The 23,131-nt window shown below is 37.5% G+C and carries 16 protein-coding genes; 1 reads left to right on the forward strand and 15 read right to left on the reverse strand.

Annotated elements, in window-relative coordinates; all coding sequences use genetic code 11:
- Positions 1–102: 102 nt before the first annotated feature.
- Positions 103–867 (reverse strand): YaaA family protein, encoded by a 765-nt coding sequence (locus BN2628_RS12630; protein ID WP_044225160.1) that lies wholly within the window; start codon positions 865–867, stop codon positions 103–105.
- 109 nt (positions 868–976) lie between these two features.
- Between BN2628_RS12630 and BN2628_RS12635 the strand changes: the two genes are divergently transcribed.
- Complete coding sequence (locus BN2628_RS12635; protein WP_055097567.1) at positions 977–3,181, forward strand: polysaccharide lyase family 8 super-sandwich domain-containing protein; 2,205 nt, start codon at positions 977–979, stop codon at positions 3,179–3,181.
- 163 nt (positions 3,182–3,344) lie between these two features.
- Here the strand turns inward: BN2628_RS12635 and BN2628_RS12640 are convergent, their stop codons facing one another.
- From BN2628_RS12640 to BN2628_RS12710, 14 genes are all read right to left on the reverse strand, one after another.
- Positions 3,345–6,401 carry a hypothetical protein gene (locus BN2628_RS12640; protein WP_044224727.1) on the reverse strand — a complete coding sequence of 1,019 codons (3,057 nt, stop codon included), beginning with the start codon at positions 6,399–6,401 and terminating at the stop codon, positions 3,345–3,347.
- A 948-nt stretch (positions 6,402–7,349) separates the two neighbouring features.
- Positions 7,350–7,595 (reverse strand): hypothetical protein, encoded by a 246-nt coding sequence (locus BN2628_RS12650; protein ID WP_055097571.1) that lies wholly within the window; start codon positions 7,593–7,595, stop codon positions 7,350–7,352.
- 304 nt (positions 7,596–7,899) lie between these two features.
- Complete coding sequence (locus BN2628_RS12655) at positions 7,900–8,493, reverse strand: hypothetical protein (RefSeq protein ID WP_154668472.1); 594 nt, start codon at positions 8,491–8,493, stop codon at positions 7,900–7,902.
- Between the two features lie 56 nt (positions 8,494–8,549).
- Positions 8,550–9,143 carry a hypothetical protein gene (locus tag BN2628_RS12660; RefSeq protein ID WP_055097575.1) on the reverse strand — a complete coding sequence of 198 codons (594 nt, stop codon included), beginning with the start codon at positions 9,141–9,143 and terminating at the stop codon, positions 8,550–8,552.
- Positions 9,140–11,818 carry an RHS repeat domain-containing protein gene (locus BN2628_RS12665; protein WP_082430172.1) on the reverse strand — a complete coding sequence of 893 codons (2,679 nt, stop codon included), beginning with the start codon at positions 11,816–11,818 and terminating at the stop codon, positions 9,140–9,142. The genes BN2628_RS12660 and BN2628_RS12665 overlap by 4 nt, the downstream gene beginning before the upstream one ends.
- Positions 11,710–12,624, reverse strand: a complete 915-nt coding sequence (locus BN2628_RS12670) for a DUF6443 domain-containing protein (protein ID WP_044224707.1) — start codon at positions 12,622–12,624, stop codon at positions 11,710–11,712. The genes BN2628_RS12665 and BN2628_RS12670 overlap by 109 nt, the downstream gene beginning before the upstream one ends.
- 53 nt (positions 12,625–12,677) lie before the next feature.
- Positions 12,678–13,850, reverse strand: coding sequence for a hypothetical protein (locus BN2628_RS12675; RefSeq protein WP_044224705.1), 1,173 nt, complete (start codon positions 13,848–13,850; stop codon positions 12,678–12,680).
- A 265-nt stretch (positions 13,851–14,115) separates the two neighbouring features.
- Positions 14,116–15,768, reverse strand: a complete 1,653-nt coding sequence (locus BN2628_RS12680; RefSeq protein ID WP_044224703.1) for an AMP-binding protein — start codon at positions 15,766–15,768, stop codon at positions 14,116–14,118.
- Positions 15,769–15,789: 21 nt separating this feature from the next.
- Complete coding sequence (locus tag BN2628_RS12685; protein WP_044224700.1) at positions 15,790–16,365, reverse strand: helix-turn-helix domain-containing protein; 576 nt, start codon at positions 16,363–16,365, stop codon at positions 15,790–15,792.
- A gap of 300 nt (positions 16,366–16,665) precedes the next feature.
- Entirely contained in the window at positions 16,666–17,376 is a 711-nt protein-coding gene (locus BN2628_RS12690) for a YjbH domain-containing protein (protein ID WP_052431369.1), read from the reverse strand.
- Entirely contained in the window at positions 17,373–18,560 is a 1,188-nt protein-coding gene (locus BN2628_RS12695; protein WP_044224696.1) for a YjbH domain-containing protein, read from the reverse strand. The genes BN2628_RS12690 and BN2628_RS12695 overlap by 4 nt, the downstream gene beginning before the upstream one ends.
- Before the next feature lie 172 nt (positions 18,561–18,732).
- Positions 18,733–20,031, reverse strand: a complete 1,299-nt coding sequence (locus BN2628_RS12700) for a carboxypeptidase-like regulatory domain-containing protein (protein WP_044224694.1) — start codon at positions 20,029–20,031, stop codon at positions 18,733–18,735.
- A gap of 249 nt (positions 20,032–20,280) precedes the next feature.
- Positions 20,281–21,528 (reverse strand): TPM domain-containing protein, encoded by a 1,248-nt coding sequence (locus BN2628_RS12705; protein ID WP_055097580.1) that lies wholly within the window; start codon positions 21,526–21,528, stop codon positions 20,281–20,283.
- Between the two features lie 11 nt (positions 21,529–21,539).
- Positions 21,540–22,868: a deoxyguanosinetriphosphate triphosphohydrolase gene (locus BN2628_RS12710; protein WP_044225155.1), complete on the reverse strand. Its 1,329-nt coding sequence runs from the start codon at positions 22,866–22,868 to the stop codon at positions 21,540–21,542.
- Positions 22,869–23,131 lie beyond the last annotated feature (263 nt).

The raw sequence follows: 23,131 nt of genomic DNA on the forward strand, positions 1-23,131 counted from the left end.
TATAGATAATATCGTCTTAATGTTGCAAATATAATGGATTTGCCTGTTAAATTGTTCTTATAGTGTCAATAAACTGTATGAAAAAATATGAGTAATAATAAATTATTCCTGAATAAAAGTATATATTCCCGATTTTGTATCTTCTTTGTAAAAATGGAATCCCTCCCATTCAAAAGATTTTATTTCTTCGGGGTTCTCTATCCGATTTTTAATAATGTAACGAGTCATAGCTCCGCGGGCCATTTTGGTGTAAATGACAACCGTAGTCGGTTTTCCTCTCTTCATAATTTTAAATTCAGGAGTAATAATTCGGGTTTTGTTTTCTACCAGTTTCCAATCGAAGAGAGATTTCATTTCATGGCTGGCCAAATTGAATAATATCCCACCGTTTTTTATAATTTCCTGTATGAAGGGACGTGTCAAACGTTTCTGCCAGAAATCGAACATGTTTTCAGCTCCTAATTCGGGAATGGTCACGTTCCCTTCGAGACGGTAAGGCTTGATAGTATCCATGGGGCGTAACAGGCCGTAACAGAATGAGGTTATCCGTAAATGCTCTTGTGCATAGGTAAAGTCCTCAGGTGTAAAATTTTGGGGGGCGATGTTTTTAAATACGATGCCGGTATATGCCAGTAATGCCTGTAATGATGGAGTTTCGTTGGAGTGAAATTCATGAAAACGCAGAGAATTTTCAGCTGCGAGTCGCTCGGGGACATGGAGTATTTCTTTTAATTCGTTTACAGAATATTGAGATAGATGGAGTATAATTTTAGAAGCCTCTTTTTGGAAAACAGGATTGGTAGATGCCGGAACCTGTATTTTAGAATGCTTGCTCATTGTTTTTGCACAGGAAAGCAGTATCATCATATTTTTATCTTTTATAATGTTGGCTTTATAATATACAAACTTAATAAAATCCGCTAAATTTTTGTATGTTTGGAGAGGTAAACAAAAAATATTAATATTACTAATACTTATGAAACGTATTATCCTCTCATTGGCGTTTATTTTTATAGGACAAATTTTTTTGTATGCATCAGACATTCAGAAGTGTAAACAACAAATTATTGATTGGCACCTTTCTTCTATATTTTCGGATGAGGGCTTGACTGATGAAATAATTGCTCTCACGGATAGTGGTTCGTATATCGATTTGTCAGTGAAAGAATTATTTTTAAATATTCGGTTGCCTGAACAAATAATATATCATTGGGTAGAAACTCAAACAGAAAATGGAGGTTGGAGGGATATTGATTATCGAGATAAGGACCCAAGCGGTTGGGCTCCGTCTTTTCATGTAATGCGGCTGTTCCATTTGGCAAAGGCTTATCAATCCCAGCAGATGCCTACTTATCATTCAGATAAAGTCTTGGCAGCTTACATGCAAGGTCTGCGTTTCTGGGTGTCGTTCACGTTGACTTGTCCGAATTGGTGGTATACGGAAATAGGAGTCAATAAAATGTTAGGTCCGGCATTGCTTTTGATGGAAAATTTACTTCCTGAAGATTTGAAAATGCAAGGTGTAGAGCAGTTAAAGCGGTCAAAAATAGGTCTGTCAGGACAAAATCGTGTTTGGCTGGCAGGCAATGTTGTGTATAGGGCATTGTTACAAAATGATGAAATTCTGTTGAAGGAGGCGCGAGATGTTATTTTGTCTGAAATATATATTACAACGGAAGAGGGCTTGCAACCGGATTACTCATACCATCAGCATGGGCCTCAGTTGCAATTTGGAAATTACGGATTGGCTTATGCTTTGAGCATGACTTACTGGACAAGAGCTTTCCGAAATACACAATACTCTTTCCCGGATGAGAAGATACAGGTTGTCGGTAATTATATCTTAAACGGATTGAATAAGGTTGTTTGGGGTGGATATATGGATTATAGTGCTTGTGGACGCCAATTCTTTAAAAATGCCCAAAGGGGAAAGGCTTTGGCTTTAGCCCAATCTTTGGCAGATATGTCGGTGGTAACAGACGCTGCAAGTGCCCAGGTATACAAGATAGCCTATCGTAATATTTTGATTCCACCCTCGTCGGTCGCTCGGGCGGAAGGAACGACAGCTTTTTATCGTTCGGATATGCTGATAAGCAAAATCGGTGATGCATATTTTTCTGTGCGATTGGCCTCTCCATGGACTATAGCGACAGAAGCCGGTAACGGAGAAAACTTAAAAGGGTATTATATGGGAGAGGGAGTAACATCATATATGCGTAATGGTAATGAATATGAGAATATTTTCCCGTTTTGGAATTGGCGTCGGTTACCCGGTATAACTGTTCCGGATGATACAATACCGTTACCGTTACTTACCTGGGATGGATACCGGAATGATTCGACTTTTGCTGGGGTTTTGTCTTCTGGAACGGCTGGAGTGGCAGCGATGATTCTGGGGCGTGATGGGATTTCGGGAAATAAAGGATATTTTATTTTAGGCAATCGGATGTTCTGTTTAGGAAACAGCTTGCAGACCCAAGCTGGGCAACCATTGATTACGACAATAAACAGTACTTATTTAGAAGGTGGGATACGATGGAGGACTGGCAATAATAAAATGGATAGAGTAGATGATAATTTTTCTGCCCATATTCGAAAACCTGTGATTTTGGAACATAATGGATGGAGATATTATATTACGGAAAATCAGACATTGAATGTAGCCATTGCCCCGTCTCAAGGAAGTTGGCATGAGATTGCAAGGTTCTATGCTGATAAGGAAAAGCAAGACACGTTATTTACTGTAACTTTGAATAACGATAGTGGAAAGTATGAATATATGGTCATGCCTGCAAATGATAATAATCAGGAGGTTGATTATTCACAAGTGAAGATAACAAATACACCTTTGGTTCAGTTGGTTGAGGATATGGAGGAAGGGACTGTCTGTGGTGTTTGTTATCGACCGGGATTATTTCCTTTAAAAAAGTCTTTATTGAAAGTCCGGTACATTTCACTGTCAGGGCAAGCTCTGTTCATATTGCAAAAAGAGAAAGACGGAGGTTTGAAAATTTCTTTGTCCGATCCTACCCGCAGACAAAAGTCTATTTCGTTAGGGCTTTATGGCAAATATGAATCTGGCCGGTATGATAGAAAGAGGAATATGACCTTTTTTAATATTGCTTTTCCTCAAGGAGATGAGTCTGGAAAGTCTGTACCCGTGGTTGTAAGGTATCGATGAAAAAAGAGATATCGGATATATGCTATAAAAGAAATTAGCTTATATTGATATTCCTGATAGTAGAGTGATGATAGGAATTGTTTCAAAATGAATCGTATGACTTCTCTTGAAACAATTCCTATATGTTTTTTTATAAAATTACAAATTAAGGTTTATTTATATTTTACGGATTTCTGTAATGATAATTGTATCCTTGGATGATATTTCCATAATTGTCTTTGATAAGCTTCAGTCTCCCCCGAGCGTCATATTCATAGGATGTTTTTATGCCTCTGGGATTTACAGATTCAACCATTCCTATCAAAGGTTTGTATTTGTAGGTCGTAATGAGTGCGTTTGGTAAGCTTTTTCTGAGACTATCGATTGTTGTCCAGTCTTGGTCAGAAGGATATGTTTTTTCAGATAAAAGGTTGATTTCATCATCATTCATGTTCAATGCGTTTTTTACCTCTTCATAATTGGCGTTTTGGATTTCGGCTATTGGATACTGTCCGTCGTACGACCAAAGATAAACTATTTTCATAGCATTGTCTTTGCAAAGGAATAGGGGATTTCCATGTGTATCGTAATTGTAATATATGATACGGGTTACAGGCGTATTTTGATTTTTAGTTTGTATTTGTATTGTTTCCGGTGCGAATATATCATTATGCCATTCTTTGTAATGGGTGGTTATTTTTTGGAGAAAAGTATCGCCTTTATAAACTTCTTTACTAATTATCGGATTTAAGATGTTCAATTTTTTCATCTTTTCATACACAGGGTTACCCGGATAGTCTGAGGGGTATGAGAATGTTTCTATTATTGAAATATTATCCTTAACATAAGGAAGTTCTTTTCTTTTCAGGAGGAGAGTGCTTTCATCGTAATCGGGCCATTGCGCTGTTATAATATTATTTTCTGATCTTTTTTCTATGATTCTTTTATTGTACAATGTGTACACCTCGCTTGTAGCTATACAGTCTTCGTATATTAATCTGTTTATATAATATTGGAAATCAGAATAATTGATACTCATTCCTGTAAATAAATTGAAAGCATATGGTTCGCTTTCCATAATTTTGAATCCGGTTATGAATTTTTCTTTTTTGAAACATGTGTATTCGTAAGATTCCATACGAGTTTCCGTGTACTTATTATCAGCAAAGCTATAATCTGTTTTAGACAATAATCGAGGTTTGTAAGCACCGTAATCAAAATGATAGGGAACATTTCCGTACTTAGTAATGTATGCAGTAGTTATTTTATGCTCTGTCTCGTCATAAATGTATTCAGTCTTGCCTAAAGTGTTTCCGTCTTTGTCTTTTATGATTTCAGAGATATTATTGTATAATGCAGGTATCGTGTTGAATGTCATAATGTCGTTGAGCGGTTCTGATACGTAATATGTTTTGCCTATTTCGGCTTCTGAGTAGCATGCTGGTCCGTTTGTGTAATTATGGTGAGTGAGAACATAATAATTGAAGCAGTTTCTTGGATTTACAAAACCGTCTCGTAAAGTATAATTATATTCTACGATTTTGGCTATTGTCTCTGGACCGTCGAAATCGGTAATTCTGCGGACTCGTAGTCCTCCGACATGGATTAAGTTTCCGAATTTATTTTGATGAAATTCGTATTCGAATTTTCGTGTGCCGCCTGTCGGATAGTGTATTTCCTCTAATATGCAAGCTTGAGCCGATGTTAGGTTCGGCTCTCTGTCCGTTTGATATTGAGTGGGAGCTCCTGCTCCCATAGTTCCGCTTGGAATGTTATTCGTACTTGTCGAACCTTTATAGTATCCCCAATAATCATCATGAAAATGATAAATATCTTTGGTCGCGAGAAATCCTTCACAATAGGGAGGTAAGGATAGCGGATTATATTTGAAAGAATATATCTCTTTTTCTGGAGAAGAATTTCCCCTTATTTCTAATTTATCTAACATCAGTCGTAGGCCGAATTCTTTACCATTTATACTCTTGCTTGTCCCGGAATAAGAGTAGTGGAAAATATACATTTGAGTCAAATCATCAAGATAAATTTTAATGGTGTCTAATTTTGTATCGCGTATATCTTTCCTGTCTGTGGCATAGATGAAATCTACTATTTTTTTTCCATTTGCTTTTATTTCTGATATGCTGAGCTCATTAAAATTGTGTTGGTTGATTGTTCTGTAATTTAATTCGTTCATTTTAATGGAATTAACGGTATAGCATTCATTCGGGTTCAATAGAGATTTATCCCTAATGTAACTACCGCTATGGGAATTATAATAAATAGGTTCATTTCCGGTTTCGACCATTTGGCTTATGCTGTAAGATGTCCATCCGGAGGGTATATAATTTAATTCGATGGAATCTCGTTTATTCGCTGATACGATTTTGGTCAACCTCCATGTATTTCCGTTTCCTTTGAATAAAGCATCGGGAAGAGGGTCCTGTTTTATTTGGTTTAGTATTTTTGTTTGGGATATGGTATTGGTTTTTTGAAATTTATTGAAATAATAAGTGTTTCCTTTCGAGTCGATAGTGCGAATTCGAGGGCTATCAAATTTTATTTGAATCGGGTCATAAGGGAGAGTATATATTTCATTTGTATTGAATTTGTACCTAAATACACCGGAATGTTCACCGAAATGATATACGTATCTGTCTGAGTGCATATCTATTTGAGGTCCGAATCCGGTGTCCCATTTAATAATTCTGTATATTTCGTCGAGCAGGCCTTGCATGGCTAATGGGGAAGAATTTATAGGATCTATATTATCTATAGCTGTTTGAAATTCAGCTTGAGATTTGTAAGCCGGAGTTTTTTTGCTTTCGCCATCAGGTTCTCCGATAACCTGTTGTGTAATGAAGCCCCCAGAGTTGAGTACCCATCCTAAACCTACGGTACTGGCAATGTCGTTGACTTTGATTCCTGAGGCGTGATAAGATAGATTGATGGGGAGGCTGATACCCCCGATTCTGACTGTATAAATAGGAATAGTAATGTCTGGAATACCCGTACTGTGATCTACCGGACATTCTATAAATTTCATTAAACCGGCTATTTCAGGCGAAGCCGGTATTGTTACCGGGATTTGGGCTTTGTAATTTTCTAATATTCCCTGACTGGTTCTGGTTATTCCGGCTGTTTGCAATATAGAGTCGTTTGTAAATTCTGAGTTTACCTGAGTTTTTGAATGTATTGTAAAAGAAAATAGCAATAAAAGGATGAGTACAATGTAATTTTTCATGGTCGTATTATGTCATTTCTGCGTTTTTTTATATGAAGATGTAGCCATTGGGATGTCTTATGAAGTAAATAGGGTCTGTTTTGTTCATTCATCTTCGTCACAAACGTCTTTTATTACCGGAGGATTGAATAGTAATCCCGGAACATGTCGGAATGGATAAAAATTGTAAGGATATACTCCGTCCCAATTCCTGTATAATGTCGATTTTTCCCCGTTTTTAATCAGAACCCACCATATGGAATTGCTATCGGCATAAGGAAAATCTTTGCTGTTTATTTCCATATCGGGAATAGATGGNTCGACGGTAAATACTCCTGGAACGGGGCGGTTCGGATAGAAATTATAGGGATATACTTCGTTCCAATTCCTGTATAATGTCGATTTGTTTCCGTTTTTAATCAGAACCCACCAGATAGAATTGGAATTGAAATAAAGAAAATTTTCATAATAGATTTTTAGATCGGGTTCTGAAAGATCCGAGGAGGTTATTTTCGGAGCGTTTTCCATATTTTCCAGCAGGTTGAAATAGTGCTCCATTCCGGAAAATATTCTGAATCTTACCCCCGATATTTCGGTATAACCTAATGGTCTTTGATTATAATATATATTTTCACCACCTGTGCAAGATCCATGTCCGGAGTAAATGATGATGGACGTGAATTCCGGCAAGATGTTGTCGATGTATATTTCGCAGATCGAGTCTAACTTTTTGTTTTCGAAAACGAACGAGTCCAATACGGCCCTTAGTTCCTCGTTGGGATACAGCTTTTTTTCGATGTACACGTTGTCTTTCCTATCTTGTATGCAAGATATCAGCAGTGTAAAAAGCGTTATTGAAATAAAGTGTTTTGCCATAATCTTTTTATTATAAGATTTAAGATTATTGTTTTTCTGTTTTCTCTGGGATATTTTTTGCTTATGATTCGGAAAAAGGAGTAAGAACCATTTTTATTTTTTTAATTTATCTTTGTTTTTTGCATACCATTTATCGAATGCCTCCATTTTATCGCAGAATAAAATTCTCCTTTTTGTTGTTTGTGCATCTATATAAAATCCTGGAGATTTAGCATCATGTATGTTTTCTTCGCCAAAAGGTATAGCCTCTTTTTTATTGATGTATGTTTTTCCTTGATAGTCTTCCACGAACCAACAGGTATTTACAGAATCGTTTTTAAATGATTTCATTTTTTCCATCACCGTTTTAGGCTGGTTTATCGAGTCGGAGAAGAACTCTTCTACACCGGAAAATACATCGAATATCCTGTCGGCATATCGGATTTTGTAAAGAGCGGGTATTTTGCATTGCCCGTTATTGATGTCTGTGTTTCCCGAATATAATAATATGTGGTAATTTCGGATGCCGATTTTATCAATATAAATCTGGTTTATCCGGTTTTTGTTTGGGGTTTCCTGTATAAANTTAGCGGTTATTACACCTGTTAAGTTGTAACTTTCATCTGATAGTTTTCTGTTGACGTTGTACGTGCCGGAATAAAGGCTATTCTTTATTTTTTAACAATATATCTATGTTTTTCACGAGCCATCTATGGTAAGCTTCCATTGTATCACAGAATAAAAGATGACGTTTCATTGCTTGTCCATCTAAATAGAATCCACTACTGTCAACGGGATGTAAAGGTTTTTTCCCGAAAGGTGTGGCATTATTTTCTTCATTGATGTATATTCTTCCGTTATAATCTTCCACGAACCAACAGATATTTGCAGAGTCTTTTTTAAATGATTTCATTTTTTCCATCACCGTTTTAGGCTGGTTTATCGAGTCGGAGAAGAACTCTTCTACACCGGAAAATACATCGAATATCCTGTCGGCATATCGGATTTTGTAAAGAGCGGGTATTTTGCATTGCCCGTTATTGATGTCTGTGTTTCCCGAATATAATAATATGTGGTAATTATAAGGATTTATTTTATCAATATAAATCTGGTTTATCCGGTTTTTGTTTGGGGTTTCCTGTATAAAAGAGTCGAGCAGCTGCGTCATGGATTCGTTCGGATATATATACAGATTATCCTTTTTTTGAGTACAGCATAGAATCAATGAGGATATGGATATTAAAAGTATTTTTTTCATGCGACTTTTATTTTAGTGATTATTTATTTAGGAAGATATAAGTAGAATCTGTTTGTTCATTCATCTTCGTCACAAACGTCTTTTATTACCGGAGGATTGAATAGTAATCCCGGAACATGTCGGAATGGATAGAACTCATAGGGATATACGTCATTCCAATTCCTGTATAATGTCGATTTGTTTCCGTTTTTAATCAGAACCCACCATATGGAGTTGCTATCGGCATAAGGAAAATCTTTGCTGTTTATTTCCATATCGGGAATAGATGGATATGAGGAGGTTATTTTCGGAGCGTTTTCCATATTTTCCAGCAGGTTGAAATAGTGTTCCATTCCGGAAAATATTCTGAATCTTATCCCCGATATTTCGGTATAACCTAATGGTCTTTGATTATAATAAATATTTTCATCTCCGATGCAAGCCCCCTCTCCGGAGAAAATGATGATGGACGTGAATTCCGGCAAGATATTGTCGATGTATATTTCGCAGATCGAGTCTAACTTTTTGTTTTCGAAAACGAACGAGTCCAATACGGCCCTTAGTTCCTCGTTGGGATACAGCTTTTTTTCGATGTACACGTTGTCTTTCCTATCTTGTATGCAAGATATCAGCAGTGTAAAAAGCGTTATTGAAATAAAGTGTTTTATCATAATCTTTTTGCATTTATTACTCTGTTTTTGAAATTGTTATGCTTAGTAAATTCTATTAAAGAACATTTCCCTTTCGTCAAATTGTTTAGATGGAATTCGGGAAACGTTTGAGTTATATTTTCTGTTAATGTACCATTTTCTATTCCGGGTCTTCCTGTTACAGCGCTGATACTGTTATTCCCTTTCATTTGCAGTACATATACCGGTTTATAGGGGGTGATGTTTATGGAGAAGTGTTTATCTTCATTAGAGGGGGGAGTACCGTTCGGATGCGTATGGGCGGTCGCGATTATAGGCCAGGTATTTTTACCGGCATCGATTATGTTCCCTCCTTTAGCTGAATAATGATATGATTTTAAGTTTACTTCATTCGGTGTATTTTGATAATCGGGGAGTACTAAGACTTTATCGGACATTAATATTGCCATGGATTCATTCCCTGTTTTTACGGTCTGATTTATCATCCGTCGATAAGCTTCCCTTTCCCGATAAAAAAGGATACTTCCGTCTTTCCGATAATCGGCAATCGATTTCCCGTTGACCGATTCTGTGTAGGTTTGTCCCAAATATCGTTGACCGTCGGCAAGACGTGAATTCCGGTTGATTTCAGGGCTATATTGTATTGTACTGTCTTGGTCTTTATACCAATCTCTCCCATCTGGGTCGGTATATAAAATGGGATTATTATTGCAGTATGCATAAGGGGAAATAGAATAATATTTTTCTTGTAGAGGGTCGGGGGTAGACCATCTTAAAAAATAAGGATCGAATATTCTTGCTCCGAAGTCGTATTGGTTCAGTCCAAACATATTGATATATTCTTTTTCTCCTAATAGGTATGGCTGCGACCCGGTTCCGGTGCGGTTGAAGAAATAACCGGATGGATAATACTCTGTCGATTGTAAAATACCGGAGTTATCGGCAGTAATACGCACATTTCCCAAATGGTCATAGATATAACGAACGAAAGTGTATTTTTGTTCCGGGTCTGATTTCGTATTATCGACCTGTATGTACCCTCCCGGAATTTTGATCATGGATATTTTATAATTTCGATATATATATTCACCCCACAAGCAGTCGGTCGTTATGGTTTGAGGCTGTAATATACCGCTGTCGTCGATTTTGGCTTCTGATGTGTATGTCGATATGACCCTTCTGCCGTCGGCCATATAGTGATTGGCGATTTGGTCATTATTACCGAATTCGACCGATTGAGGCAAATTCAAATGGTTGTAGATTATATTTTCTATGTTCTTGCCGGTATTACGGCTCATGTTTCCGTTTTTATCATAAGCGTATGGGATATCATTGTTCGAGGTGGAGGAGAGGAGATTTTCACCGAATACCGGATCTCGGATTTTCTTCCCGGAGATGATTTCTTGTGAGTCGTCGGGAATAGCGGAATAGTTTGAGGGTTCGTCCGGGTTTTCCGTATTAATTTCGAGCAGAGGTATATCGGTATCCGTGAGATCGATGGCATCGGTTAGCTGGTTACCTTTGTGCTCAAAGGCCAGTTGATGGGTATATATATTATTTTTTTTCCTGACTATATTTTTTATATTCCCCATTTTGTCAAAATTGAATTCTTCCAAATCGTTTGCCATTTTGCCGTTGAGAAATGATTGGGACGATATTATTCTGTCAAGTGCGTCATAGGTCATATGAAAGCTGTATTCTCGTCCGCCTTGAGAGTATTTTACGGCAGAAATATTTCCATTGAAGTATCGGGTACTTTGGGGCACCAAAGCTTCTTCGTAATATAATTGTTGAGAAAATGCTCGGTTGGTAATCGAAATAGGCCACCCCCTTAAGTTGTAAGTGTAGGTGATTGTGTCGCTTCGGTCGTGTAAAAACTTTTGAGATACTTGTCCTAAGTCGTTATATAGATATTCATGTATTTTTTTTTCTTTTAAAGTGTTGAATTTTAGTGATTCGCTGGTAATGCGTCCTGCATGGTCGTATTGATATGTATAGATTTGAGTTTGTTTACCTTCATAATTCAGGGCGACATGCTCTTTTTTTATATTGATCGGGTTACCGGCAAAATCATATTCTATATAAATGTGATTATGAGGACCGAATCCGTTGACTTCCACAAGCTTCTCTACGATGCGTCCTTGCGTATCGTAGTAGAAGGAACTGATTTCATATCTGTTCATATTGTCTGTTTGTCCGATGTAAGTAGCGGTAATTAGTCCTTGACAGTTCTGGTAGATCTCTTTATTATTAGAGACCGGCCCGGTTGAAAGGAAAATATTTTGATAATCGTTGAGGTTTCGAAATTGATGATTATCATAATAATTTATTGTAAGTACCCGAATATTGTTACCAAGTTTGATTCGATTGGTATAGCCGATTATGGGCATTTCGTAGTTGAAAGCAAATTCTTCGACTACCAGAGTATCGCGACAGATTTCTATGAAATCGTTATGGCTGTAGTCCGAAGTTAGTAAACCTGTAACTATTTCTCGGTCTAATGCGTCGTATTTTGTAAATAACCATTCATTTTTTGTCCGTAGGTTTCCATCTTGAATCAATACGGGATGATCGGCTCTATCGTATACTATATATATCGGGTCTGCTCCGGGCATTTTTTTTCGATGCATCGGTTTCTTTCGTCGTAACGGTAAAAATAACCGTATGACGAAATCGCATCGGAGTTTACGCTCCATATATTGTCAGCTGAGAGTGCGTCGGTTGCCGATGGTGGCAGTACAAAACACAAATTACCGAAATCGTCGTATATATAATATGTATCGATGAAGTTGTCATTATCCAATTGCCGTATAAGTAGTATTTGGTCTAATTTATTCCTGAATTCCAAAGTAGATTTGCCATCTTCGTCGATATGATAGATGATGAATAGTTGATTGTTGGCATAATTCCCCTGTTTTCGCAGATGGGTTTCATCGCTCAGATAATAATACCGACAAATACGTTCGCTGTCGGTCGTATTGTTTATTTCGTATTTTTTATTTATCGGATGTGAGGACCAGTTGTCTCCGGGACCGTATTCTCCTGTAATGAGGTTGAGTGGAGAGTTTTCATATATGGGAGAAAAATATGGCCTTGTATCGTTATAGTATGTATTAGCTGAAGATTTTAGGGTCGAGGGGCTTACAAAATTGCCATTGGTTTCAGATGGGATCGGTAACCATGTATTAGAACTCCTCCCGAATCCGTCGTATTCTTGCAAAATTACCAAGTCGTTTCCATCAGGGGTAATCCCTTTTTGTATAGTTTGAGACGGTCGTCCCAATCCATCAAAATATTGTATTTCGGTTAATGCTCGAGCTTTATGTCCGAGTTGTATGATTGTCCCGTTTATTTCTGCTGTTTGAGTGGCATCTAACGGAGTGACTGTAACAATATAGTTCTGAGTGTTGTATTGCAGGTTCTCTGTCGTTTCGGCCAGTATGATGTTTATTCCCGGAAAAAGGAAATAAAGCAAAATCGATATGGTAATTTGTTTTTCCATGAAAGATAGAGATGGGATAAGGCTTTAATTGTATTTTAGGGATGAATCGATGGTTATGGTTTTTGGATTATTTTTTCACCGTAAACTTTTTTGTTTACAGTAAAACGTAAGAGACATTCTCCTGTTATAGAGCTGTCTAATGGTATTTCTTCACGATTGATCCCCGCTGGCTTTTTGATGGCTTTCCGTCCGGAGATTGTTCTACCGGTATAGTCAAACAGTAAAAACGAACAATCGGCAGGCCGATTCAGACGATATTCTATGATTAGATGATTATCTTGTTGATAAATGTGATAATCGCTCAGAGCATCTTGGCTAACTCTATTCTTTTGAAGTGATTTTGTATCGGTAGCTGCGAGTCGTGCCGGATTATCGAGGTCTTCGGATAAAATAGCTTGCTTATCGGGGGAATAAAGATATGCAGTAGAATGATGATAGACCTTTTTCCCGTATAGGTAGGAGGTACTTTCTTTGGTTTCGAATACCGGGTATCGATAACCGTCAGCGTACCAGCGGTATGTAGTAATGTGAGTTTGCATACTGTCTTTCTCTGTGTATATTGTAATGCTATCCGATGGTATTGGAGGAGGGAGTTCGGCCGATATGATATTGTGCGGACTTGCACGATTGGCAATCCTTCTTTCACTGTGAAGGCGGAGTGCGTGATGTAAAGTATCATTAGACGGTAATATTATCGTACCCCATGCGTCGGCCTGCAATGTTTCGTTTCCGTGTATTTGCAAATCTATTCGATCACAATAACGGCCTATGCCGTTTAATGAAAACGACACAGAATCTTTGTAGGAGAACGGAAAGGGTAGATGGCAAATTGGAGCAATATAGGAAGTAAATTGGGTAGGAGTACTGTATCCGGTCATATAAAGGGTATCATTTATCGAACGATATTTATAATATGTACGGTTTTCGTATCCGATGATAATGGAATCTTGATATTCTATATAGGATAAATAATGTTCTTTATTTGTGATTTTTTGTCGGCTGAAATCCCAGATTATATCTTCTCCGGCTTGTCCCGGATTTGTGGATTCGACAGTTTGCTTGATTAGTTTATCTCCGCTACGAATCATGTTATATGTCGCTTCGAGAGAAGGTTGGGCCGATATAGATTGGCTTACAGCAATTGTTATTAACATGTAGAGACATATTTTACCGAATATAGATATTCGTGAGACTGAAATAGGATGTTGTGAAGTTTCTCTATTCATGGTATTTCGGTTTTTATGTCAATCGAAAGGCATATAAAAGTGTTCTTCAGATTATAATTCTATGTTTTTCTTGGTATTATGGTTCATCCTTATTTTATCAATGGCTAATTTATTTATTTTATTTTAAAAAAGCAAAATAAATGATTGATTTATGAGAATTTGAATAAAAATAATATGACATAATGTAAAATGCCCCCTAAAAGCTATTTATTTGGCATTTAAGGGGCACTTTATCTATGATGAGCTTTTTATGATGTGTTGATTTTTATACCGGCTCTATACCTTGCTTGGCTAGAAGCTCAAGACCTACGTCTTTGAGTTTGAATTTTTGTATTTTCCCACTTCCGGTCAATGGGAATTGGTCTATAAAGAATACATATTTAGGTATTTTGTGCCGTGAAATTTTTCCTTTGCAAAAGTCTTTGACGTCACTTTCCTGCAAAGTTTCACCAGGCTTTAAGATAATGAAAGCTCCTACTTCCTCTCCATATTTTTTTGAAGGTACCGCGGCTACTTGTACATCTTTTATTTGAGGCATCTGGTAAAGAAATTCTTCTATTTCACGAGGATATATATTTTCACCTCCACGTATTATCATATCCTTTATACGTCCGGTTATTTTATAATTTCCTTCCGGAGTTTTTACTCCTAAATCTCCGGAATGGAGAAAGCCGTTTTTATCGATAATGGCGGCCGTAGCTTCAGGCATTTTGTAATAACCTTTCATAATGTTATATCCACGGCAACACATCTCTCCCTGCACACCTACGGGGCACTCTTCTAACGTCTCGGGATCGATGACGCGAACGTCTATTTCCGGCAAATTGCTACCGACAGTGGATGCTCTTACCTCTAACGGATCGTCCACTTTACTTTGTGTCATACCCGGAGAGGTTTCGGTAAGACCATATACACTTGTAATTTCGCGCATATACATTTTGTCCATTACTTCACGCATCAACCATTCGGGACATAGTGAGCCGGCCATGATTCCCGTACGTAAAGAAGAGAGGTCAAACATACTGAACATCGGGTGGTTCAGTTCGGCTATAAACATAGTGGGAACTCCATATAGTGCTGTACACTTTTCCTTGTGTACCGAAGCTAATACTACCAGAGGATCAAAACGTTCGAGCAATACAGCGCAACCTCCGTTGGTGATGATGGCCATCATCCCAAGTACTATTCCGAAACAGTGGAAAAGAGGAACAGGCAGACAAACTCGTTCATTTTCGGTGAATTTCATACTTTGCCCGATGCAATACCCGTTATTGGTAATGTTGTGATGAGTAAGCATCACTCCCTTGGGAAAACCTGTAGTTCCTGAAGTGTATTGCATATTTACAACATCATAGCAATTGAACTTTTTCTTTTGCTCTTCGAGTAATTGGTCTTCCATTGTACTACCCAATAGCAATAGTTCAGCGGTATTGTACATACCTCTGTGCTTCTCTTGACCTATATACACAACGTTGCGCATATAAGGCAATTTTTTGCTTTTCAGATTTCCACGCTGAGAAGTTTTCAGTTCGGGTAACATGGTGTAAGTCATTTCCAGATAGTCGGTATCGAATGTACCGTTGGAAATGCAGAGAGTATGAAGGTCGGCATTATCGACCAGGTATTCCAATTCGTGCTGTTTGTAATTGGTATTTACTGTGACCAAGACCGCTCCTATTTTGGCTGTTGCAAAAAGAAAAGTATTCCAGTCGGGAACATTTGTAGCCCATATACCTACATGGGAGCCTTCTTTTACACCGATGGCCATGAGCCCTTTGGCCAGGTTATTTACTCGTTGGTTAAATTCGGAATAGGTAAATCTCAAATTTCGGTCAGAATATACGATAAATTCTTTATCAGGAGTTTTTTCGGCCCAATATTCCAGAAAATCTCCTAATGTTTTTTCGAATAACTGCATAGTTAATGTCTTTTTAAGAAATTATACAGGAATATGAACAACGGCCAATATTTTGGCATTCTGGTTGTTATAGGAATGCACATGGTGAGGTACTATAGAGTCGTAGTAGATACTGTCTCCCGCCGAGAGCTGATAGGTATCCTTCCCATAATTGACTTCAATAGCTCCGTCCATGACGTAGATAAATTCCTCTCCTTCATGCGATGATAATTCGTAGTCATTGGGTTGGGCCGGAGAGATATTGATGATAAACGGTTCCATATGCCGGTTGGTTTTCGATTTGGCCAGGCTCAAATAGTCCATATGTTTACGGGCACCGGCAGTATGGGTCGTGAATGAGACTTCGTCTTTTTGTTGTCCACATCGAGTAATGACCGGGCCTAACTCCTCTTGGTCATCTAAAAATGTCCCTAAACGTACACCTAAAGCCCGAGCGATTTTTACCAATAAAGCTAAAGCGGGGAGATCTGTATTATCTTCAATATGGTTGATTTGTTCTACACTTAAACCGGATTGTTGAGAAAGTTCTTCTCGACTCATATTCTTATTTTCACGAAGTGTTTTTATTTTTTCACCTACAGTGCTGTTATTACTCATGTCTCTTGTTTTGAAGATTTTATGTGTGTTTATATAGTCAGTTAAAAAATTATGTCCGGCAAAATTAAGAAAAACTTTATTTGAAAAGAAAAAATTAGAGATAATTTTCTTTTTATATTGTTTGTTTTTTGAGAAAATAAATAATAATATGTAAGAAAAATAATATAAAAAATTATGATTTGTATTATTGTAGAGCAGTTTTATGATTTAATTTATATATAATAGGATTTTGAATATTTATACTTGATAAACAGTTTCTCGGTCCGGTACAGTTTGAGAATTGGGAAAGGAATAATCTTTTTATAAAAGAAAATGAAAACTTATGCCTCCGGAAAAATATTTCCCGTTTTGGAGCATGGCTAAAAGTGAAATGTGTTTGAACAACAATATATCAGCTCCGATATTGATTTGCCGAGATGCATATTCAGCTATGAATTGTAATGGAGTATAGAAATGCGGTCGATATGTTATCCCCCCTGTCAGACCATTCCATAAAGCATTATCCGGTCGTAGAAAGTTTCGATACGCGATGTGGAAACCGATTTCTTCTTTTTTGATATATAGGTGTTTTGTCAAAGCAATATAGAAGTTGGAGAAATAGTTATTGGCATTTTTTTTTGCATCACCGAAAGAATATACGTCATTACCTCCTAATGCAATGGATGGATACCATTTTTTTTCTGTGAGCAATCTGAACTTTACGGATAGTGACCTATCTTGGTTTATGTGTCCATCTTTGAGTTTCATGATAGTACATATATATTCTATTTCCATAAATGGTAAGAAAGTAACTCCGATAAAATAATTTCCGCTGTTGTAATTGAAAGTAGCGGGAAGTACTTCTTGATTGAGATAATTCCCGCCGATAATGGCTGTGCCGTCGGGATACATGTCTGCCGATGGGGAACGCAATAACCCAGAAGCCCCTATTATCTGCTGAGCCGGCAAATCGAGCTTGGCACAAAGACAGGTTATAATCAAAATAAGTATTCGTATAATAGTTGTTCTCATCGTCTTTGCCGGTTTATTTCGGATTGTATAAAATATGGCTGAAAGTTTGCCGAGGCATTACTTTCACCAGGATGTACTCGATAATATACGCAAGAATTGCCATCGTTATATGTATTATAAGTCAGTCTGAAATGACTGGCAGGGGTAATTCTGAATTTCTTTTTACGTATTTGCCTGTATGGAGGTAGAGCTATGGCTATTTTGAATCCTCCGTTTAGTTTTAGCCGGGAGGAATTTACCAGATAATTTCCTTTTGATGTTTTCTGCACATAAAAACCGATGGTAGCATATCGGAAGTGTCGGTTTAGTTCTGCTGTTACTCCGTAATCTTCATACAGATATTTGCCGGCATATAGAATGGCATATAAGTTGAAATGGGGTTCGTAATAAGAGATTCCCAGCCGGCCGGTCACTCTTCCCGGTGTACTGGCTTCCCATTTTGTCCGTAAGGCAAAGTATCCGGTAAGACCCATTTGGGCATGTAGTCCCCATCTGATGTTTTTGAAGGGATGGAACAGTTGGGCGTCGATGCCATACCGGTCATATTCAAAGGTCCCTCCAGATACAGAAATAAAGAATTGTCTGGGCAATCGTATTTGTTGAGTCAGAGTAATAAATCCGGGTCTGATGCGGGCGTACCGTTTTCCATAACCGTTATATATAGGAATGACAATTTGCCCCACAAAACTTAGTCCTTTGGCCAATGTAAGTTCTATAGCCGGGGATAGATTAAAGACAACTTCATATAGCCGGTCTGTACGGTAATTCCTGTATAATAACTCCGGATAGATGACTATATCGGTTTTAAAGTAAGATGAGTTATGACGTTGGGCCTGAGTACAATTTTTATTGTAACCTTCAGGTAGCTTGTATCCTATTTTCCATGGACCGGTTTTAGAGTTGGTCACAGATATATAAGGAACACCGTTTCTCAAGAATACAATACTTTTCTGTTTCTTAGATGTATCTGCATTAGAAATGATATCCAAAGCTTTGCGTGCGGCAATACCGGGGAGATATCGGGCGTTGTTCTCTACTGTAAATATTTGATAAATAGAATCTTCGCATACAGATACATTCTCGAATCCTGACTTAACCAATTCCGGTATTTGTGCCGAAAGTGTATTTGTAAGAAATAACGGAAGCAGAAAAATGGATGCGATACAGAAAAATATCTTTGCCATTTTAGAAAGCCAATTTTAATTTTATAAAAACGAAATAATACGGCTTGACATACGGTTGCAACGATATAATTTTGAATTTCTTTTTCTTTCAAAATTTGTGGAAGTTTATTTTTGTTTTGAAAAAGATTCGTCATTTCTTATTTCAACTTGCGTAAAATTTTTAATGACTTCCTTAATTTTGTCCTCCGCTGTGTTGTTCTCTGTTTGTTGCCGATATGTTAAACTCGCAATTCCCGGCTTTACGAACGACTATATTCGCCTTTTGAGTGGCTCCATCGACTAAAAACTCTAATGGAAAAGTAATCGTTTCGAAAGACTGTTTACCAGTTACAGAGAGTTTTATTCCGACGTCTATACCTTTATTAACAGGGAGAAATCCCGTTGCATTGGTTATACCTGGTCTGGAAGAAAGAGTATTGGCTATAGCTTCGTCAACGGTCTGGATAGCTGCCGGATCTGAGATTCCAATGGCCGTGAGTGCTACGTCGGGAGCAGTTGAGTATTCCCATCCTCTTTCATATGTGTACGGTATCGATTCTACGTATATAATGGCCGAACCGTCTTGGTTATCTATCCCGTTGATTGAAAGGGTATTTGTATTGATTTGAGTAGATGCGGATAAATTGGGCACTATTTTATAAACGGAAAAGTGATATACCGGGACTTGATAATCTCCGTTTTCGTCGGTTGTGATCGTCTGGCTTTCTTTTACCCAAGAGCCATTCTTAAGAGAGTATAATGATAAATTCTTGAATGATATTTTGGGGGATTGCTGCGTAATTGTATTTCCGACTTTTAAAGTCATCGGCTGGGAAAAAGCAAGTTCGGAAGGTTCGAAGTTCATTGTTAATAATGTAATCGATTGTTGGCTGTTTTCCGCTTTGCTTGTTACAGTTGGAGCTGTAATATTGGCAATAGGGCTGGCAATTATATTTACAGGTTGGGCGAAACTTTTTGCTGTCGTTACCGGAATATCCAGAGTTACGGGAATCTGTGCTAAATTATTATTTTTCCCGGTTTCAGTCGTTGTGTTTATACTTATTTTTTCAGTCACAGATTTAGGATCTACCCATACAGGTTCGACAGCCTTTGTCATCATTAGTGAGATGTTTTTGTGTTTCGACGTTTTTCCCTGATCGATATTTACAAAAGCAATGGCATTTGTCTTTCCGGGGGCAGAAGCAGTTAATTGATAGTTCCCGGCTTCTTTTAGACCGGAGAGAGAAAAAGTCCCGTCAGTTTGACTGTTTGTCGAGTATGTTTTGTCTGATAAGGTACATACGATATTTGCGTTGGCGATAGGTTCTCCTTGCACATTGGTAACTATACCGTTAATACTGTGTTGGGTTTCTATGGTTGGAGGGGTGACATTTATTCCATTATCAGTTTTATCTTTAGAATTACATCCATAGAAGGAAAATACCAGGAATAAAGAGACTTCTGCGATTTTTTTCAGGATATTTCTTTTCATATCTTTTATTGCAAAAATTATTAATTAGACAAAATAGTTTGACTATATAATAGTTTTTACATATAAAAGGTTTAAGAGTCAGAGCATATTTCTTTTACTTTTAAAAGAATTAAGTTCTCTTTATAAAAGGTTATTTTATCAGACTTTATAAAAAATAAAAATCCTATCAGAAAAAATAAATTCTGATAGGACTGTATCATTAAATAAATGATTTAATAAGTATGTTGTGAACTGTAATAGAGGCAAATTTTACCACCCGGAAGTTGCACCTCCACCTCCTGAGCGTCCTCCACCGAAGCTGCCACCTCCAAAACCGCTTCCTCCGAATCCGCCGCCTCCTCGGCGTCCACTGGGAGGTGGGACTACTATCATGGGGATAATATATTGTTTTCTGACATCTTTTAGGCAATGGGCACAATGATATCGTTTTTCTCCGGTTCCTGTCGAGAAAGGTGTCGGGGCAACTAAAGTGCTGTCACTTACCAAAGAATAAGTCTTGGCATGGCAATATGGACATTTAGAGTATTTAGTGTACATATTCTCATAGGGGAATACTTTTATATTATTACAATTGTCACAAAGCCATACATCATAGTCTATCGAATTTAATTTTTCTTCTGTGTTTTCTTGCGGAGTCAGATATTTGTTATCTTCATTTTCATCTAATTTTCTCATTTTTTGTCCGCAGTGATCACATATTATTTTAGAATTGCGTAACCGTCTTAGTTTGCTGATAAGCCAAATGTGGACAAATGCAATAAAGAAAGGAAAGATAAAAGCAAAAACTAATGTGCTGCTTTTATAGGAAACTAAGGCTCTGTATTTTTCGTAATTGTTCCGATTTTTGGTAGCGTTCGAGGAGTTGCGTATCAATAAAATGTAGAACAAAGAAAATAAGATAGATACGATTACATAGTACAAAATGGGTTTGCTCCAGTCATTTTTTTCAGTTGTAGTAACTTGGGTCATTAATTCTTTTGCTGTTTCTGGATGGGACAGGATATCTTGTATTTTTGTCAGTCCTTCTATCATACCTTTATCGTAGTCTGCTTTCTTAAAGTAAGGGAGCATATATAAAGTCTGGATTCTTTTGCAGATGGCATCGGGCAGAACCCCTTCCATACCATATCCTGTCTCAAAAGTGATTTCACGTTTTTCAAAGACAAAAAGTATCAATAAGCCGTTATCTTTATCTTTTTTCCCGATTCCCCATTTGGCAAAAAGATTTGTGGCAAAGGGTTTTATTTCTTCATCTCCGATGGATTGTACAACCACAACCGCTATTTCCGAAGAAGTCTGTTCTTGAATGGAGAGAATGATACGATTGAGCTCGTTGACTGTAGGAAGGGATAATATACCATCAGGGTTGGATACGAAATCTTGAGCATTGGACAAATGTACATTCGGGATATTATCAATTGTATAGTCTGTGGCATTGCCCATACATGTTGACATGTATAGAAAAAATGAAAATAGTATACTGAAGAATCTTTTCATATTGTTGATAATTATAATGCAGGCAAACTCATGCCGTTGATTTTGCGATATAGGTCAAGTGCATAAACGTCGGTCATCCCTGAGATATAATCGATGACCGCTTGTGTACGATTATAAAGGGACTCGGCCCTCATCTCATATTGTCCGGGCACTTTGTTTAATAACAGTTGAGAATATGCTTTTTGGGGATACATGACAGCATCGATTAGTTTGTCGAGTAATACTGAAATAATCCGGTTACCGGCAAGCTCGATATCGAGTACATCGGATGATTTGTATATGCTCTCATAAGCCACGCGAGTACATTCCTTGTAGGCTTTTCTTGGAGTTTCATCGATAAGGCTAATCAAAGGACCCTTTACCTCTCCTCGCAAAAGCTTATCTTCGTCTTCACAAAAAATGCGAGAGCATTCGTCTACCAGCACTCCTACAACACAAGAACGAAGATATGCTATCTGCTCGTTGACGTCGGTAACGATATTGAGAGTCTCTTTTATGTGTTCGAGCCGTTCTTTTTCAAAAAATCCAAGAAATAGTTCTTTTGTCTTTTCTGTCGTTAGAATTCTTAATTTATGAGCATCTTCTATATCCATTACTTGGTAGCAAATATCATCGGCGGCTTCTACTAAATAGACCAATGGATGGCGGCAGTAACGTATGTCTTCACCTTCGTATCGTATCATTCCCAGTTCGTCAGCGACACGTATAAAGTCAGCCTCTTCGGAAGAAAAAAAACCAAACTTGCCTTTAGAACTGGCTAAGGTGGAAGAATATGGATATTTTACAATGGAGGCTAAAGTGGAGTATGTCATGACGAACCCGCCTTCTCTCCGGCCGTTGAATTGGTGGGTTAAAAGTCGGAAAGCATTTGCATTACCTTCGAAGTGAGTAAGGTCAGTCCATTCATTTTTTTTCAACTCTTTTTCAAGTATCATTCCATTACCCTCTGAAAAATAGGTTGCAATAGCTCTTTCTCCGGAGTGTCCGAAAGGAGGGTTTCCCATATCATGTGCTAAGCACGCGGCGGCAACAATGGCACCGATACCTTGTAATTTATGTACCCAAGGTTCATCTTTATATTTATCGATTAATATAGAGGTTACATTGTTACCCAAAGAACGGCCTACACAAGAAACTTCTAAGCTGTGGGTAAGTCTGTTATGTACAAATACACTACCTGGAAGCGGGAATACTTGAGTTTTATTTTGCAACCTTCTGAATGGAGCAGAAAACACCAGACGGTCATAGTCTCTTTGAAAATCGGAGCGGTTACGTTTCCTTTCGTCGTGGTAACGTTCCAATCCGAAACGTTTTGCCGAAATTAATTTGTCCCAGCTCATCTTTTGTATGTAATCCATAATAATTTTCCCTTAAATACCTATGATGCAAACTTACACAAAAATCCCGATATTGAGTTAATGTAGTGAAAAAATAGGTGGTGTGGTTTAGTCTTATCTCTACAATGAATAGATTGATTTTTATATATTTGCCTGATTTAGGACCGTATTTTGAGAAAAGGTATCGGATTCTGTATTAAAAATAAAAAATTTGCAGGGTAATTTGAATGGTTTTAGTTACTTTCGCAGATAAAAATAGATTTTTT

This window comes from Gabonia massiliensis, assembly GCF_001403595.1.
Lineage (GTDB): Bacteria > Bacteroidota > Bacteroidia > Bacteroidales > Coprobacteraceae > Coprobacter > Coprobacter secundus.